Annotated in this window: 9 protein-coding genes; 4 read left to right on the top strand and 5 right to left on the bottom strand. The window is 50.4% G+C overall.

Annotated elements, in window-relative coordinates; genetic code table 11:
* Nucleotides 1-2: 2 nt before the first annotated feature.
* From rplU to HMPREF9194_RS06950, 5 genes are all read right to left on the bottom strand, one after another.
* On the bottom strand, nt 3-338 hold the full coding sequence (gene rplU, locus HMPREF9194_RS06930; protein ID WP_016525666.1) for a 50S ribosomal protein L21: 336 nt from the start codon (nt 336-338) through the stop codon (nt 3-5).
* 200 nt (nt 339-538) lie between these two features.
* Nucleotides 539-3280: a DNA mismatch repair protein MutS gene (mutS, locus tag HMPREF9194_RS06935; protein ID WP_016525667.1), complete on the bottom strand. Its 2742-nt coding sequence runs from the start codon at nt 3278-3280 to the stop codon at nt 539-541.
* Nucleotides 3281-3302: 22 nt separating this feature from the next.
* Complete coding sequence (locus HMPREF9194_RS06940; protein WP_016525668.1) at nt 3303-3830, bottom strand: OmpH/Skp family outer membrane protein; 528 nt, start codon at nt 3828-3830, stop codon at nt 3303-3305.
* Between the two features lie 17 nt (nt 3831-3847).
* The gene (bamA, locus tag HMPREF9194_RS06945) at nt 3848-6277 is read right to left on the bottom strand and encodes an outer membrane protein assembly factor BamA (protein ID WP_016525669.1); all 2430 of its coding nucleotides are present in this window, start codon (nt 6275-6277) and stop codon (nt 3848-3850) included.
* 13 nt (nt 6278-6290) lie between these two features.
* Nucleotides 6291-10796: a translocation/assembly module TamB domain-containing protein gene (locus HMPREF9194_RS06950; RefSeq protein WP_016525670.1), complete on the bottom strand. Its 4506-nt coding sequence runs from the start codon at nt 10794-10796 to the stop codon at nt 6291-6293.
* Nucleotides 10797-10846: 50 nt separating this feature from the next.
* On the opposite strand from HMPREF9194_RS06950, the gene tmk reads away from it, so the two are divergent.
* From tmk to HMPREF9194_RS06970, 4 genes are read left to right on the top strand one after another with little or no spacing between them, the layout of a single operon-like run.
* Complete coding sequence (tmk, locus tag HMPREF9194_RS06955) at nt 10847-11467, top strand: dTMP kinase (protein ID WP_016525671.1); 621 nt, start codon at nt 10847-10849, stop codon at nt 11465-11467.
* On the top strand, nt 11464-12078 hold the full coding sequence (locus HMPREF9194_RS06960) for a hypothetical protein (RefSeq protein WP_016525672.1): 615 nt from the start codon (nt 11464-11466) through the stop codon (nt 12076-12078). The genes tmk and HMPREF9194_RS06960 overlap by 4 nt, the downstream gene beginning before the upstream one ends.
* A gap of 9 nt (nt 12079-12087) precedes the next feature.
* A complete protein-coding gene (locus HMPREF9194_RS06965; protein WP_016525673.1) occupies nt 12088-13251 on the top strand; it encodes a 3-dehydroquinate synthase in 1164 nt (387 codons plus the stop codon).
* The gene (locus HMPREF9194_RS06970) at nt 13226-14398 is read left to right on the top strand and encodes a cysteine desulfurase family protein (protein ID WP_016525674.1); all 1173 of its coding nucleotides are present in this window, start codon (nt 13226-13228) and stop codon (nt 14396-14398) included. The genes HMPREF9194_RS06965 and HMPREF9194_RS06970 overlap by 26 nt, the downstream gene beginning before the upstream one ends.
* Nucleotides 14399-14415 lie beyond the last annotated feature (17 nt).

Here is a 14415-nt window from a genome sequence, read left to right on the forward strand (position 1 = left end):
CTTTATTCGGATTCTTTTGCCGAAGCACCCGCCGTAATGCCGGTAACGCGGATATTCGTATAGTGCTGGCGGTGTCCGATAGTCCGGTGATAATCTTTTTTGCTTTTGTATTTCAATACAAGAATCTTTTTATCGCGGAACGAATCTTCCACAACCGCCGAAACCTTCGCCCCTTTTACATAGGGAGTTCCGATCTGCACTTTTTTACCGTCGCTCAGCATTATAACCGTATCGATATCGACGGTTTGCCCTTTTTCGGCGTCGAGTTTATCGACTTGAAGAATACCGTCTTTTTCGGCTTTATACTGCTTGCCCTTATACTCAACCAGCGCGTACATATTTACACCTCTATTTCCTGTTTTACTACCGGTTTTACAAGCGGCGGGAAACTGCCGCTCCATCCGGCGCAAACGGGGACGGCCGGAAACCGAATGTCATTTTACTATATTTTAAACCTTTGCGTCAAGTATGAATTAAAATCGGCGTTTCTTATATTTTTTGCTCAAAGTAAAAAACCGCGAATACCGCGGATGAGCGCTTATTTTCCCGAAAGGTGTTTTTTCCAGCGGGCGACGAGCTGCAAGGCTTCAAGCGGGGTAAGGTTATCCGGCTCGGCGGAGAGGATTTCGTCGAGTATGAGCTCTTCGTCGCTGAAAAGACCGGGACTTTGAACGGCGCGGGATGCGCCGCCCGCACAATCGGCAGGCAAGTCTGCCCTCGATACCGCAGCGGAGCCGGCTGCTGCCGGAAGGGGCTCAATAAACCGGGAATCGTCGGTTTGCGTCCACGGCGTTTTCTTTTGTAAACTTTCCAAAATAACCTGAGCGCGCTCTATAACCGCTTGCGGAATGCCGGCCAAACGGGCGACGTGCAGGCCGTACGAGTTTTCGCTTGCGCCGCGTCGTATTTTTTTTGTAAACACGATTTGCCCTTCACGTTCCTGAACATCGAGACATAAAAGCTGCAAGCGGTTATGCTGAATGCGCGTAAGCTCGTGGTAGTGGGTTGCAAAAAAGGTGCGCGATTTGAGCACGTTCAGCACATATTCGCACACGGCCCAGGCAATGGAAAGGCCGTCTTCGGTGGAAGTACCCCGCCCCACTTCGTCCATAATCACCAGGCTTCGGACGGTTGCCGAGCGCAGGATGAGGGCGGTTTCGGCCATTTCGACCAAAAAAGTGGACTCCCCGCGTGCAAGGTTATCCGATGCGCCGACGCGGCAAAAAATGCGGTCAACCAAACCGATACGCGCTTTGTCGGCGGGGACAAACGAACCGGTTTGCGCCAAAAAAACAATGAGGGCGTTTTGGCGAAGGTAGGTACTTTTACCGGCCATGTTCGGCCCGGTAACGACGGCAAAGTTTTTTTCGGAAAAAGATGCATCGTTGGGTACAAACTCTCCCGCCGGCAAGTGCAGTTCGACGACAGGGTGTCTGCCGCCGACAATCTCAAAAGCCTCGCCTTCTTCAACGTCGGGGCACACCCAATTGTGCAAAACGGCCGCTTTTGCAAACGAGGCGATCGTGTCGATATACGCGGTTTCCGCGGCAACGCTCAATAAATAACGGATGTCGGAAGCAAGCTTTGTTCTGATTTCCAAAAACAAGCGCTTTTCGATTTCGACGATTTTTTCTCCCGCGCCGGTCAGTTCGCGTTCCAATTCCTGCAAGCGTTCCGAGGTATAACGGTCGCCGTTTACGAGCGCGCGGCGCAAAATAAAATGCTCGGGCACCGCGTCGAGCTTGCCCTTCGTTACTTCCATGTAATAGCCGATATTCCGGTTAAAGCGGATTTTAAGATTCGCTATGCCGGTGCGCCGTTTTTCTTCGTCAAGATACTCATCGAGTATTTGCGTAAAATTCGTTTGCAGCGCCCGGTAATGATCCAATTCTTCCGACCAGCCGTCTTTAATCATACCGCCTTCGGTAAGCGATGTTGAAGGATCGCCGAGCAGGGCCGAGCGGATTGTATCGATAATGCGCAAAGCACTGTCGGTTTCGAATACGTACAACGCGTCCGAAAAATCGCCCGGCGCAAAACATTCGCACAATGTACGGATCGAAAGCCACTGTTCAAGCCCCGTACGCAAAGCCTGCAAATCTTTTGCATGGGCCTTTTCAAGCGCAATGCGGCTTGCAAGCCGCTCTATATCCGACATCTTCGACAGCACGGCGCGCACGGAGGCGAGCGTTTGTTCGGCCTTTACAAAAAGTCCTATGTGAACCTGCCTGCGCCGTATGGCTTCGGCCGACCGCAGCGGATGGGCAAAAAAACTGCGCAAGAGGCGCGAGCCCATAGCCGTTTGCGTGTACTGCACGGTTTCAAGCAGACTGTACTGTACGGAACCGTCGTGCAGGTTTTCGGTGATTTCCAAATTGCGCCGCGACGAGTTGTCCAAAATAACATACTGGCTGTCGGAATACACGGAAAGGTTCGCAACTTGCGGCAAAACGCCGTCGGAACGCGAAAAAGCCGAAGTTCGCAGCACGTAGGCAAGCAACGAACCTGCGGCAAGGATTTCCGGCGAAAAGGCGGTCAGCGAAAACGACTGAAGATTTACCGTGCCGAACTGGCGCAAAAGCTGTTTGTATGAGCTGTCGCGGTCGAAACGCCAATCGTCTTCGACGTTGACGTACAAATTTGAAAACTGCGCAAACACGGAAGACGTTTTTTTAGACTCGGAAAAGGAGCGCGACACTAAAATTTCGCGCGGTTTAATACGTCCCAATTCTTTTGCGAGCTCTTCTTCGGTATCGGAAGACTTCCAGCTTGTCGCGCAAAAGGTTCCCGTCGAAATATCGATGTACGCGAATGAAACCGAAAGATTTTTTGCGCCGATGTTTCGGGACGGTTTTTGCGCGCCGGAAGCGGAATCGGCGGGAGCAAAGCATACCGAGGCCAAAAAGTTGTTCGTGCTTTGTTCCAAATATTCTTCTTCGAGCGCGGTGCCGGGCGTAATAACTTCGATAACTTTGCGTTCGGCAAGCCCCTTGCCGTTTTCAGGCAGCGCAATCTGTTCGCAAATGGCGATTTTTTTACCCAACCGCAAAAGGCGCGCGATATATACGCGCGAAGCATGATAGGGAATGCCGCACATCGGGCTTTCGCCGCGATGCGTTAAGGTAAGATTCAAAAGGCGGGATACTTCAATCGCATCGCTGTCGAACATTTCGTAAAAATCGCCCAGCCTGAAAAACAGCACTTCCGCCGCATACTGTGCTTTTATCTTCCGGTACTGCGCCATCAAGGGCGTTATGTTCGAACCGTTTTGCGCATCCATCGCCTTTTTACCGATACGGCGGCTATTGGTTGCCCAATTCCGCTATAACTTTGTCCGTAATGTCGACCGTCGGACTGTACCACAAAATGCCGTTTGCCTGCTGCAAACTCAAAATAATGGTATAACCGCCGGTTTCGGCGACGCGGCTTATAACCTTATACAACTGCTGATAAAATGCATTTGAAGAAGAAAGATTTTTGCGCAGTTTTTCCAATTCCGCGTTTTTTGAAGTCGTATACGCTTCCAAATAGTCGGCTTCTTTTGCAATTTCCGCTTCGGTACGGACGGCGGCGGCCGAATTGCCGTTTTTTTCGTATTCGAGCTTTTTGTCCTGCAAGCTTTTTAAAGTTGCGGTACGCCGGTCGATTTCCGCCTGAAATTCGGCCTTTTTGCTGTCATAGTTACGCACGGCGGCCGATTCGCGAAAATAGGTTGTATACACGCGGCCGGTGTCGACGACGCCGACGTTCGTAATTTGCTGGGCGGCAAGGCCTGCACCGAAAAGAGCGGCAAAAATGCCGATAAAAAGCGCTGTTTTTGTATGTTTCATAATCACTCCGTTATCGATTATTGATTGACCAAATTGAACGAAAGAACGAATCTTCCGGCATTTTTGGTCGACGAATTCCATTCAAAATTACCGTTTGTATTTTTAAACGACCACGCCCACATTAAGCGCAAAGGAAATTGCGGAAGCGAAAAACGCAATCCGGGGCCGAAACTGAAAAACAAATCGTTTGCCGAAAAGTCCGTAAACAGCTCGTGGGGCAAATTCTTTACCGCAATCATGTCGGCAAAAAAGTCGAGAGAAAAGATTCCCGGCGCAAGCGGCATACGCAGTTCGAGCGAAGAAGACCACATTGCCATCCCTTTAATCGACGAAGATTGGTCTCCGCCTGCAGCCCAGCCGCGGCCGTTAAACATGCCGTCAATAATCAACAGATTCGACTGACCGATAACGGAACCGGGCGCCGGCACCAAAAAGGAAAAGCCCGTGTATCCTGCAAGAACAAACTTTAAATTCCACGTTTCGGAAACCGGCTTATCCAAAAGGGTAAAGTATTTTTCCGCCTTTGTGTCGGTCCGCAGATAATATTCCGATTCGATCTTGGGTAAAAGCCCCGTCCACGAAAACTGTTGACTGAAAAACCAACCCTTCGAAGGATCATAGAGCGTATCGCGCGCGTTAAAAGCGCCCTTTATCCACACCGCATTTTCCACGCCGAATTTACCGTGTTTGTCGCTGATCGTCGTATCGACCGGCTCATACAAAGACGCATCGTAAAAATTCCGTTTAAAGCTGTTTTTTATGCCGCCGGTAAGCGTAAACGCGGCAAAATCCCATATCCAACGCTTACCCAGCGCCGCGTCGGCTCCGAACGACAGTTCATTGTAATTCATATAATAATCGGTTTTATTCACTCCGCCCGGATAATAATTGTAATACAGGGTTTTCGCCGCGCGGTGCTTAAAGTTGAGGCTTGTATTGAAGTTGAGCAGGCGGTTTAAAAACCACGGATCGTTGTACGAAAACGACAAAGCCTGCTCGTCGTTCGAGCCGGTTATGTTGGCGCCGATAGCCTTTCCGGTACCTAAAAAGTTCGAATCTTTCCAGTTTGCAAAAAGAGAAACCGGCCACGAATTCGCTTCGGTTATGCCCGAAAAGGTAATGCCGAATTCTATCGACGTGGTTGACTGTTCTTCGACATTTATAACCAAATCGATAAGATTTTCGTCGGAACCCTGCACTATCTGCGGCACTATCGCCGAAAAAAAGCCGAGATTGTACAAGCTGCGCAAACCCGTTTCTATTTTTTTCTTTGAAAAGATGTCGCCGCTTTCCAGCGGAATTTCGCGCAAAACGACATAGTCCTTCGTTTTCGTGTTTCCCGCAACGCTGATGCGCTCGATGTGGCTTCTGCTTTTTTCGGTTATATACAGAACGCACGAAATAAGCCGGTTTTCGCCGTCTTTTTTTATATCCGGATAAAAACTGTTCGACGTATAGCCGTTTTCGTAGTATAAATCGGCGATTGCCGCCAATCCTTCCTGAAAGCGCGTTTGATTGAAAATCGCGCCTTTTTTAAGCTTAACCAGAGCGAGCAGTTCTTCGGTCGAAAAGATAAGGTTGCCTTGCAGCGTAATACCGTTAAAAACGTATTGAACGCCTTCTTTTACGATATAAGTCAGCGTAAGCTCGTCACGCTTTTTTTCTTCGTTATAGGAAGTTTCGCGCACGACGTCCGAAACGGCGGCATCCATGTAGCCGCGCGTTTGATAGTAAAGCAAAACGCTTTGCTTATCGAGTTCGAGGGAGCTTTCCTGAAAAGCGCCCTTGCTGAATAAGCCGGCTTCTTTGAGCTTCATATCTTTTTTTAAGTTTTTTTCGCTGACGGCCGAATTGCCCTGAAAGCGGATAGCCGCGATGACCGTCTGCCGGCCTTCGTCTATATTAAAGACAACGTCCACGCCGCCGTCATCTTCTTTAATTTCGGAAGCGACGCGCGCATTCGTATATCCGTTTTCAAGATACAGGGTTTGCAGTTTTCGCTCGTCGAGCAGCACCTTTGAGGCGATGTACACGTCGCTTTCTTTAACGGTTGCCGCATCGCGCAGTTCCGACGTTTTAAGCCGCCTATTGCCTTTAAAAATCAAAGAGCGCACAACCGGCCGCTCGACCACGTTAAACTGCAAAATAACCGCGGTTTTTTCACCGTCGGCGGGAAGCGCGAGCGGTTCGATATCTTCAAAATATTCAAGCGCGTAGATTCTGTTGAGCAGGTCGGCGTACAGTTCGTCGGAAAAAGACTTTCCGATAAAGGAATCGGTAACGGCGTTCAAGTCGGACATTTTGACGAATTTCACACCGTTGAATTTGACGGCACGGATTTCTTTTCCGTAATACCAGTTATTGTCGCTTTGCGCCGACAAAATCACAGCCGATGCGCCGAGCGCAAAGAGAAAAAGCAATGCTAAAAAACGCCGCTTGCCGTACATACAACCTCCCGGCTTAAAAATTAAATTTCCACGAAAAACTGATTGAAGTATGCGGCACAAGCAGTTTCCAATCCGAATTCAGTTCCGGAGCAATACTCCAACGTATGGCGGCAAAGGGAGTCGGCAATTCAAAACCGATTTCCGGCTGAAAAACCAAGCCGCCCGTGCTTCCGTTTCGTTTTTTAAGGTTATCGTCGTAGGACAAATGCATCATGGCATCGGCATACAGCGTATCCCCGAAATACTTACCTATATAAACAGTCGTGTTATCCAAAAAGTTACCGGCCGACATCTGATTGCCGGTATTCAGATTCAAAGCGCTTGCAAAGGCATTCTGCAAAAACATAGTCCGTATGGAAAATATATCAAATTTGAGCAAATCGCGCAATCGGTTTTCGATGGTGCTGAAAACGGCTATCTGCGCGCCGTAGTCGGCCAAACCGCCGATCAGGGCGAGCGGGTTCGTGTCGGTTACGTCGCCCAAAAAGATTTGTCCCAAAAGGGTCATTATTTCCTGCTGCGTTTTTACCGGCACCGACGAAAATGAGGGATTTAATCGGCTGAGCGGCTGGTCGGCAACGGTAAGCATAATGCGCACCGGGTTCCCGTCTTTGTCGCGCTCGCGGATTTCGGCTTTGGCGCTCAGGCGCGGGTCGAACGATTCGGTGCTTTCGTTTAAAACCGCCGACGCTTCGCGGATATAAAAGGTTCGGTTCAAATACAGAATTTCGCCGCCCTTCATCGAAAAGGCTCCCGTAAAAGAAGATGTTCCGTAGCGCGTATCCATTTGTAAACGAAGCGGGCTTGTTTGCGTTACCAGCCCGCGCAAAAGCGGATTGACTTTTGACGGAATAAAAAGACGGGCCTTCGTATCGGTTGTTATCGTTAAATCGAGGGCTACATCGGTTTCGCTTTCGCTTTGCGCCCGGGCGCGCTCGGCAGCCAGTATAATAACCGCTTCAAGATCGGCAACTTCAACCGAACCGCTCACATCGACAAGATCTTTATCGAGCTGAACGGCGATGTCGGCCTTGCCCTTGCCCGTAAACACGCCGTTGGGCATCGCATACCGTACTTCGGCGCGCGTATCGTCGAGCGTATGTACTTTTAATGAAAGGTTGTCTATAAGCAGTTTTTTTAAGGCCAAGTCTACGCTTAAATTAAGGCGCGCGCCGCTTTTTTCGCCGATAAAGAGGCTGTCGGCGGCGGAAAAAACGCTGTCGGTCGTTTTTACGCGAAAATCGCTGCAAGTCATTTTTTCGCCGATATAATCGGGAACGCCGATCGTCATGTCTTTTCCGATAAACTCGGCATTGATAACGGGATCCGCGAGAGTACCGGTTATCGTTCCGCTTCCTTCGGCGCTTCCCGAATAAAGCGAAAAGGCGGGTAGATCCACAAGGCGCGAAAAAGTTTTTGCATCGGCCGCTATCGTGTCGACCGCTAAAAAGAGTTCGCCTTTTTGTACCGTGCCCGCAGCGGAAAAACGCACGGGAAAATCGCGGCCGGCGTTTACCGATATTTCTCCGTCGTCGAACAGCACGGCCGTTAGACCTTCGGAAGAGCCCGCCGTAAAATCGAAGCGGCCGGAAGTGCGCTCAAGGGCGATTGTATAATTTCTGCGCGGCTCAAAAAACGAACCTTCAAGTTTTGCGAGCATCAATTCCGCACGGAACGATTTTTCCTTCAGTGGCACCTTCTCTTCGTTTGGCGAAGGAATAAAAACAAAGGTAAAAGGACTCGCAAAGGTTTTGGTGCGGAAAAATTGATCGCTGCCGACTCTTCCTTCAAGACGGCCTTCGGCTTTACCGGAAAAATTTTTAAGCGAAAAATTTCCCGAAAAAGACCGGGCATTGAGCGTTCCGTACCGGAGGTCGCAATCGGAAAAAATAAGGTTTTTATCTTCGAGGCTCGCATTTCCCCGCACGAGCACGCCCGTCGTCCCCGCGGAAAAAGACGCCCGCTCCAAACTCAGTCTGAGCGACGGATTTGAAATCGTGCCCAAAGCGCTTAAGCTTCCGCTTACCGTATTACCTTCGTTTTGCAAAGCGATAAAGCGCCCCGCAGGCAGCGAGCGGATTTCGGCTTCAAGCGAAAAATAAATGTGCTCAAAAAAATCGATTTGCCCGTTCGGTATGCGTTCCGGATTGTGCAGCTGCAAAACCGCCGAATATTTTTCGTCGGAAAATGAATCCGCAAATGCCGCGTTCAGCGTAAGCGAATCGAAAATGCCGTCAGAAAAATTCCACAAAGCATTGAGGTTTCCGTTGAGCGTCGATAACTCGTCGGCGTACACGGCTCTGTTCAAATACAGTCCCGAAGGGTCGGCCGACCCCGAAAGACTGATGCGCGGCGATATACGCGAGCGCTTGGACACTTCGGCAATTTCAATCTGTTCTATGCGCACGTTCCAATCGCTTGCGGTTCGAACATCGAATTGTACGGAAAAAGATGACGAAAACAGCACATCACGCAGTTCAAGCGGAAGAGAGGTGAACGACAGCGAGCCGCTTAAAGAGCCGTCTTTGTCGGCATAAGCCGACGCGCTGAAATTATAATCGCCGCTGATGTTTAAAAAGCGCGAGGGAACGAAAGCGCCGGAAAAAGTATAGGGCAGCGAATTTATAAAAAGCGATGCCGAAAAAAGCACTTCGTCGCTTGCGGACGAAAGATCGGCGTTTGCCTGAAGCCGTACCGACTGCCCCGAACCGGTCATATCGAAGCGCGAAATCTGAAAAGCCGATTCGGTACCGTCGACCGACAGTAAAAGCACTTGGTCGTCCTTTTGCGTATTGGCGACGACGACATACGGGCTGTTGTAGGTGAAGGTTTTAAAATCCGTCGAAAAAAACAAATCGGCCGAACATATGTACGGACTTAAAAACGGCAGCACGGCCGAAAGTCCCGCGGAGCTTTTTTTCGGAGCGCACCACAGCGCGGCGATGCCGATCGAATCCAAAAACAGATTTTCCGTCGAAAGCTGCATTTGCAGTTCTTTTTGTTCGGCAAGCGAAAAGCTGCCGTTTACGCGTAAAGCGCCGGCTCCTGCCGTATCGGCTTTGGAATAATCGAAAGCTTCAAAGGTAAAATCGCGCGAAAGGCCGGAACCGATCAAACGCAGCTGTAAGGCGGTTAAGCTGTTTTCGCCGAAATACAGCTGAGGTACGAAAAACAAACTTTCATTCCCGAACGATTCCATATATACGTCCGCCGATACGGCGTTTCCGTTCGGCAGCACGGCCGAATGAATGCGCGCCGTTCCCTGAGGACGAAGGTTGCGTATGTCCAAGCTGCCCGTATAATCGGCCGACAAAAACGGCGCCGACACTTTCACAAAGTCGATATCCGCATTTTCTTCGCTGCCGGAAAAGCGGAACGATATATTGGCCGCATCCCGTTTTGCGCTCCGCTCAAGTGCAAGCGAACCGTCGGCCTTATAGCTCAGTTCGTTCGTTTTCCAATTCCACAAAGCTTCGTATTCGCCGGAAACAAAAAGGCGCGAAACCGTATCCAAAAAACCGCTCGATTTTTTCGGCTTGCATAAATCGAAAAGGTTTACGTGCTGTGCTTGGAGCGCAAGGCGCGCATGTTCGGAAGCGGTATCGGCGTTTAAAGTCAGCACAAAGGGCAAAACGTTTTGCATAACCGATGCGCGGAATGTGCGATCCGCATAAGAAGCGTACAGGTTCAGCGCGGGCACAAGGTAATCCGATTCTCTGAGCGACGAAAAGCGCAGCTGGGCAAAACTGTTTTCCGTATCGGCGGTGATTTTTGCCTGAACGGAAAAATCCAACGCGAGCTTACCGAATTGAACGGGATTTTTGGTGGTCGCGCGGAGGCTGTTTTTTCCCGAGAGCTGCAATTGAATCGCGTCGTTTTTCGCCGGACGGTTTATTTTAAGATTTGAAATTTTCAGTTCGTTTTCGATCGAAGCGTCGGCATATACAAACGACGCATTTTTTACGCGGATCCGCAAAGGAAGTGAAAACAAAACGTCTTCAAAAGCCCCCTCGTCAGTTTGGTTTTTCCCGCCGCCTTGTCCGGTTTCCCCTCCGCTATACCGCCCCTTTCCGCTGCCGCCCTGCTCTTTGCCGGCACCGGATGCTTGCAGCAACGCGAAAAGGCGATCGCGGACGGAATACTGCGTCAAATCGTCGTAATCCGCCTGTACGCCCGAAATAATCAGTTCGCCGAACGCATCGGACATACGGCCGGTCAATACCTTCAAAATGTTCCAGCGCAGTTTTATCGAGCGTATTTGCAGCACCGGCGCGTCCGTTTCGATATCGCTGACGGTAATGTCGGACATGCGGATGCCCGATAAAACCGAAGGAGAAAGCGCCTTATACGAAAGGGTCAAGCCGGTTTTGTCGCGCACGAAGGTAAGAAAGTCGCTTCGGATCCGCTTAAATGCCGCCGACGAAGCGGAAAGTGAGGGAACCACCGCGGCTGCCGCGGCAAAGGTTATGCCCAAGAGAATAATTATACTGAGTGTGCGCGACAAGGTCTTTTTTTTCATCCGCTTATTACGGTATAATAGCAAAAAATATAAGATTGTGGTAGAGAGTAATGACGGTATCGGAGTTTGTTGTTTTTGAAGGGATCGACGGTTCGGGAACTTCCACGCAGATTGCGGCGCTCAAAAAGCGCTTGGAAGGGAAAAAAGTTTTTTTTACGTGCGAACCGACCGATCGTGAAACGGGTAAATTTTTGCGCAAGGTTTTAAAAGGAGAGATTGCCGTAGCGGCGCAAACGGCGGCCTATCTTTTTGCGGCGGACAGATGCGAGCACGTATACGGAAAAGGCGGCATAGCCGAACGCTGCGGTAAAAAAGAAGCGTGTATTTGCGACCGCTATCTTTTTTCGAGCCTTGCCTACCAAAGTATAGAATGCGGCGAAAAACTGCCGGCAAAGCTCAACGAAGATTTTCCGCTGCCGCAAACGGTTTTTTATTTCCGCATAGATCCTGAAATAGCACTCAAACGGATTCAAAACCGAAGCGTCGTCGAGATTTACGAAAAGCTTGATTTTTTACAAAAAACGGCTGCCGCCTACGACAAAATATTCGCCGCCTTTGATAAAAAAAATACGGGCATGAACATCATCCGCATAGACGCTTCGCTGGATGCGGCCGAAATCGAAAAAATCATATGGAGCGCTTTGCAAAAACTTCCGATATTTGAATCGTGAAGAAGTTTTTTAAAATCGCGGGAGCGGCCTTGCTGTGCGTTGCCTGCGCCCTGCTTTTCAGCTCCTATGCGATCTCTTACAAAGAACAGTACTACAAGCTGTACCACATTCACTATCAGCAATATCCCGACGACGTTATGGAAAACATTTACTGGCTCGAACGCGCCGTCGCCGCGGACTTTGCCAATCCGCAATATGCCCTTGCCCGCATTACCGACAAAACGGATTGGGAAAAATACCGCTATCTTTTTATGATGCACGTCAATTTAAAACTCATAGAACAGCACATGCGCCTCGGACGCACATGGGATAAAAAAATCGCCTATTTTTACGACGCACCGTGGAAAGAAGAATACTTGCGGAATTTGGAAACGGCCGAACGCTGCTACCGCGCGGGTCTCTATTATTGGACGGAAGCGCGATTGTGGGCGGAAAAAGCAAACCAGCAAAAATTCCGTTTTTTATGCTTAAAAGACATACAAAATTGGGAAGACGAATGCTGGCGGATCGACCGCGGCGAACTTAATTACGAAACGATTTTAAACCGCGAACTTGCGCGTTTGCAAAAAGTAAAAGAAACATTCCTTGCAATGGATGAAAATACCTATTAAAATAGGGGTATGGACAATACCTCATTCCGTATAAATTATGAACCGGTGCATCCCGGAACGGCGCATACCGATATTGAATTTTATTCGGGAGCCGCTTCTCTTTTTGCCGCGCTCACCTCCGAGGAGGCGCTCGGTACCGAAAAAACAAGCGCCGGCGACGGTACGTCCGGCGCCGAGCGGGCGCCTTCGGGCGGCAAACGCATGTATATAACAGATACGGCCGTCGCCGCCATTCCGGCCGTGCGCGATTTTTTACAAGCCGAAAAAGAAAAAAAACAAACGGTTTTTATTCTCGAATCCGGCGAAACGCACAAAACGGCCGAAACCGTGCTGCGCATATGCGAAAGCGCCCTTAAAGCGAACTTGAATCGCTCTTCGGTGTTTGTCGGCATAGGAGGCGGCGTTGTCTGCGATCTGTGCGCCTTTGCCTGTTCAATATTCAAGCGCGGCGCGCTTTTGGAACTGGTTCCGACCACACTGCTCGCAATGACCGACGCCGCAATCGGCGGAAAAACCGGCTGCGATTTCGGAAGCTACAAAAACATGCTCGGCACCTTTTATCCTGCGCGCACCATCCGCATCGCGCCCGATTTTGTACAGACTTTAAGCGAGCGCGAATTCTTTTCGGGTTTGGCCGAAGCCGTTAAAACCGCCATGCTGTACGACAAAGATATCTTCGGCGTATTCGAAAAACAAAAAGACGCCGTTTGCAAAAGAGAAAAAGCCGTGCTCGCCGACATAATCCGCTCGTGCGCAAAAGCAAAAGCGGCCGTTACGGAAGAGGATTTAAGCGAGCGCGGAAAGCGTATGGAATTGAATTTGGGGCACACCTTTGCCCACGCGCTTGAAAGCATCGCGGGATTCGGAAAACTCAGCCACGGCGAAGCGGTTGCATGGGGCATTTCCCGCGCGCTGCAAGTAAGCGTAAATTTGGGCTGCTGCGCGGCCGCATACAAAGAGCGCGTATTCGCCCTGCTCGAACAATACGGCTGGTGTACCGCTTGCCTTCACCCCGCCCTTTCCGCAAAGACCTGCGCGGCCGACCTGCTTTTACAGGCGATGAAACAGGATAAAAAAAATTCGGACGCGCGCATCCGCTTAATACTCCAAAGCGGTTTATGCTCAACCCTTATAAAAGAAGTAAACGATGAAGACATACTCGCAGTACTTTGATTGGGCGGCAACATCGCCCGCCGACCGCGGCATAGCGCTTGAAGCCCTGAACGTATCGCAGGAGTTCTATGCGAACCCTTCGAGCGTCCATAAAGCCGGAATCGATGCGCATGCAAAAATCGAAGAAGCGCGCAAACGCTGCGCCCGCGTGCTTAATGTCCGCGCCGATACGCTGATTTTTACGTCCGGCGGAACCGAATCGAACCACATACCGATCTTATCGCTTTTAACGCGGCCTTCGGCAGGAAGTATTCTTATCGGCAGCACCGAGCACGCCGCCGTGCGCGAACAGGCCTACGCGCTCAAACATGCCGGCTGGACTGTTCTTACCGCCGGCTGCACAAAAAGCGGGATCATAGGCCCCGACGAAGTGCTCAAAAAACTGCGTGACGACACCGCCCTCGTGTGCGTTATGGCCGTAAACAACGAAACGGGCGCAATCCAGCCGATATACGAAATCGCCGATGCATTAAGTGCGCGCACGGGGAAAAAACGGCCGAAACTCCACGTTGATGCGGTACAGGCATGCGGGAAAATACCGCTCGACTTATCGCACGCGGGAATAGATACGGCTGCGATAAGCGCGCACAAAATTTACGGCATGCGCGGAACCGGCCTTTTGTACAGTGCCGCGCGGCAAGAACCCTTTTTGCGCGGAGGCGGCCAGGAAGGCGGCATCAGAAGCGGCACCGAAAACCTTTTCGGCATTTGGGCTTTAACATTGTGCCTCGAAAAATACGCCGCGCGGCAAAACTTCGAACACATTGCGGAAAATCAAAAAAAACGATGTGCGCGCTTTATCGGCAGCTTGAGCACCGTCGGCTCATGCACAATCATACCGCAAAACCGCATACGCGAACCGGAACTCTATTCGCCGTGGATCGTACAGGCAAGTTTTAAAGGCATTCCCGGCGAAGTTATGGTGCGCGCCTTGAGCGCACGGGGCTTTTATATTTCAACCGGCTCGGCATGCTCCTCACATAAAAGCGGGACGAACGCCGGCAGGCCCGTTTTGGAGGCTATGGGAATCGACAAAGAAAGCGCTTTGTGTTCGGTACGTTTTTCGTTCGGCGCGCACACCTGCGATGAGGATATAGATAATCTTTTAAACGCTATACGGGAAGTAAACGCCTCGTTCGGTTCTTAAGGGCGGTTCTGTTCCTT

Origin of the sequence: Treponema maltophilum ATCC 51939, assembly GCF_000413055.1 — a bacterium.
Classification (GTDB): domain Bacteria; phylum Spirochaetota; class Spirochaetia; order Treponematales; family Treponemataceae; genus Treponema_C; species Treponema_C maltophilum.

Bases quoted from the DNA above. Each gene is read 5' to 3' on its own strand.
- rplU (WP_016525666.1), bottom strand. From the start codon at position 338: ATGTACGCGCTGGTTGAGTATAAGGGCAAGCAGTATAAAGCCGAAAAA.
- mutS (WP_016525667.1), bottom strand. From the start codon at position 3,280: ATGGATGCGCAAAACGGTTCGAACATAACGCCCTTGATGGCGCAGTAC.
- HMPREF9194_RS06940 (WP_016525668.1), bottom strand. From the start codon at position 3,830: ATGAAACATACAAAAACAGCGCTTTTTATCGGCATTTTTGCCGCTCTT.
- bamA (WP_016525669.1), bottom strand. From the start codon at position 6,277: ATGTACGGCAAGCGGCGTTTTTTAGCATTGCTTTTTCTCTTTGCGCTC.
- HMPREF9194_RS06950 (WP_016525670.1), bottom strand. From the start codon at position 10,796: ATGAAAAAAAAGACCTTGTCGCGCACACTCAGTATAATTATTCTCTTG.
- tmk (WP_016525671.1), top strand. From the start codon at position 10,847: ATGACGGTATCGGAGTTTGTTGTTTTTGAAGGGATCGACGGTTCGGGA.
- HMPREF9194_RS06965 (WP_016525673.1), top strand. From the start codon at position 12,088: ATGGACAATACCTCATTCCGTATAAATTATGAACCGGTGCATCCCGGA.
- HMPREF9194_RS06970 (WP_016525674.1), top strand. From the start codon at position 13,226: ATGAAGACATACTCGCAGTACTTTGATTGGGCGGCAACATCGCCCGCC.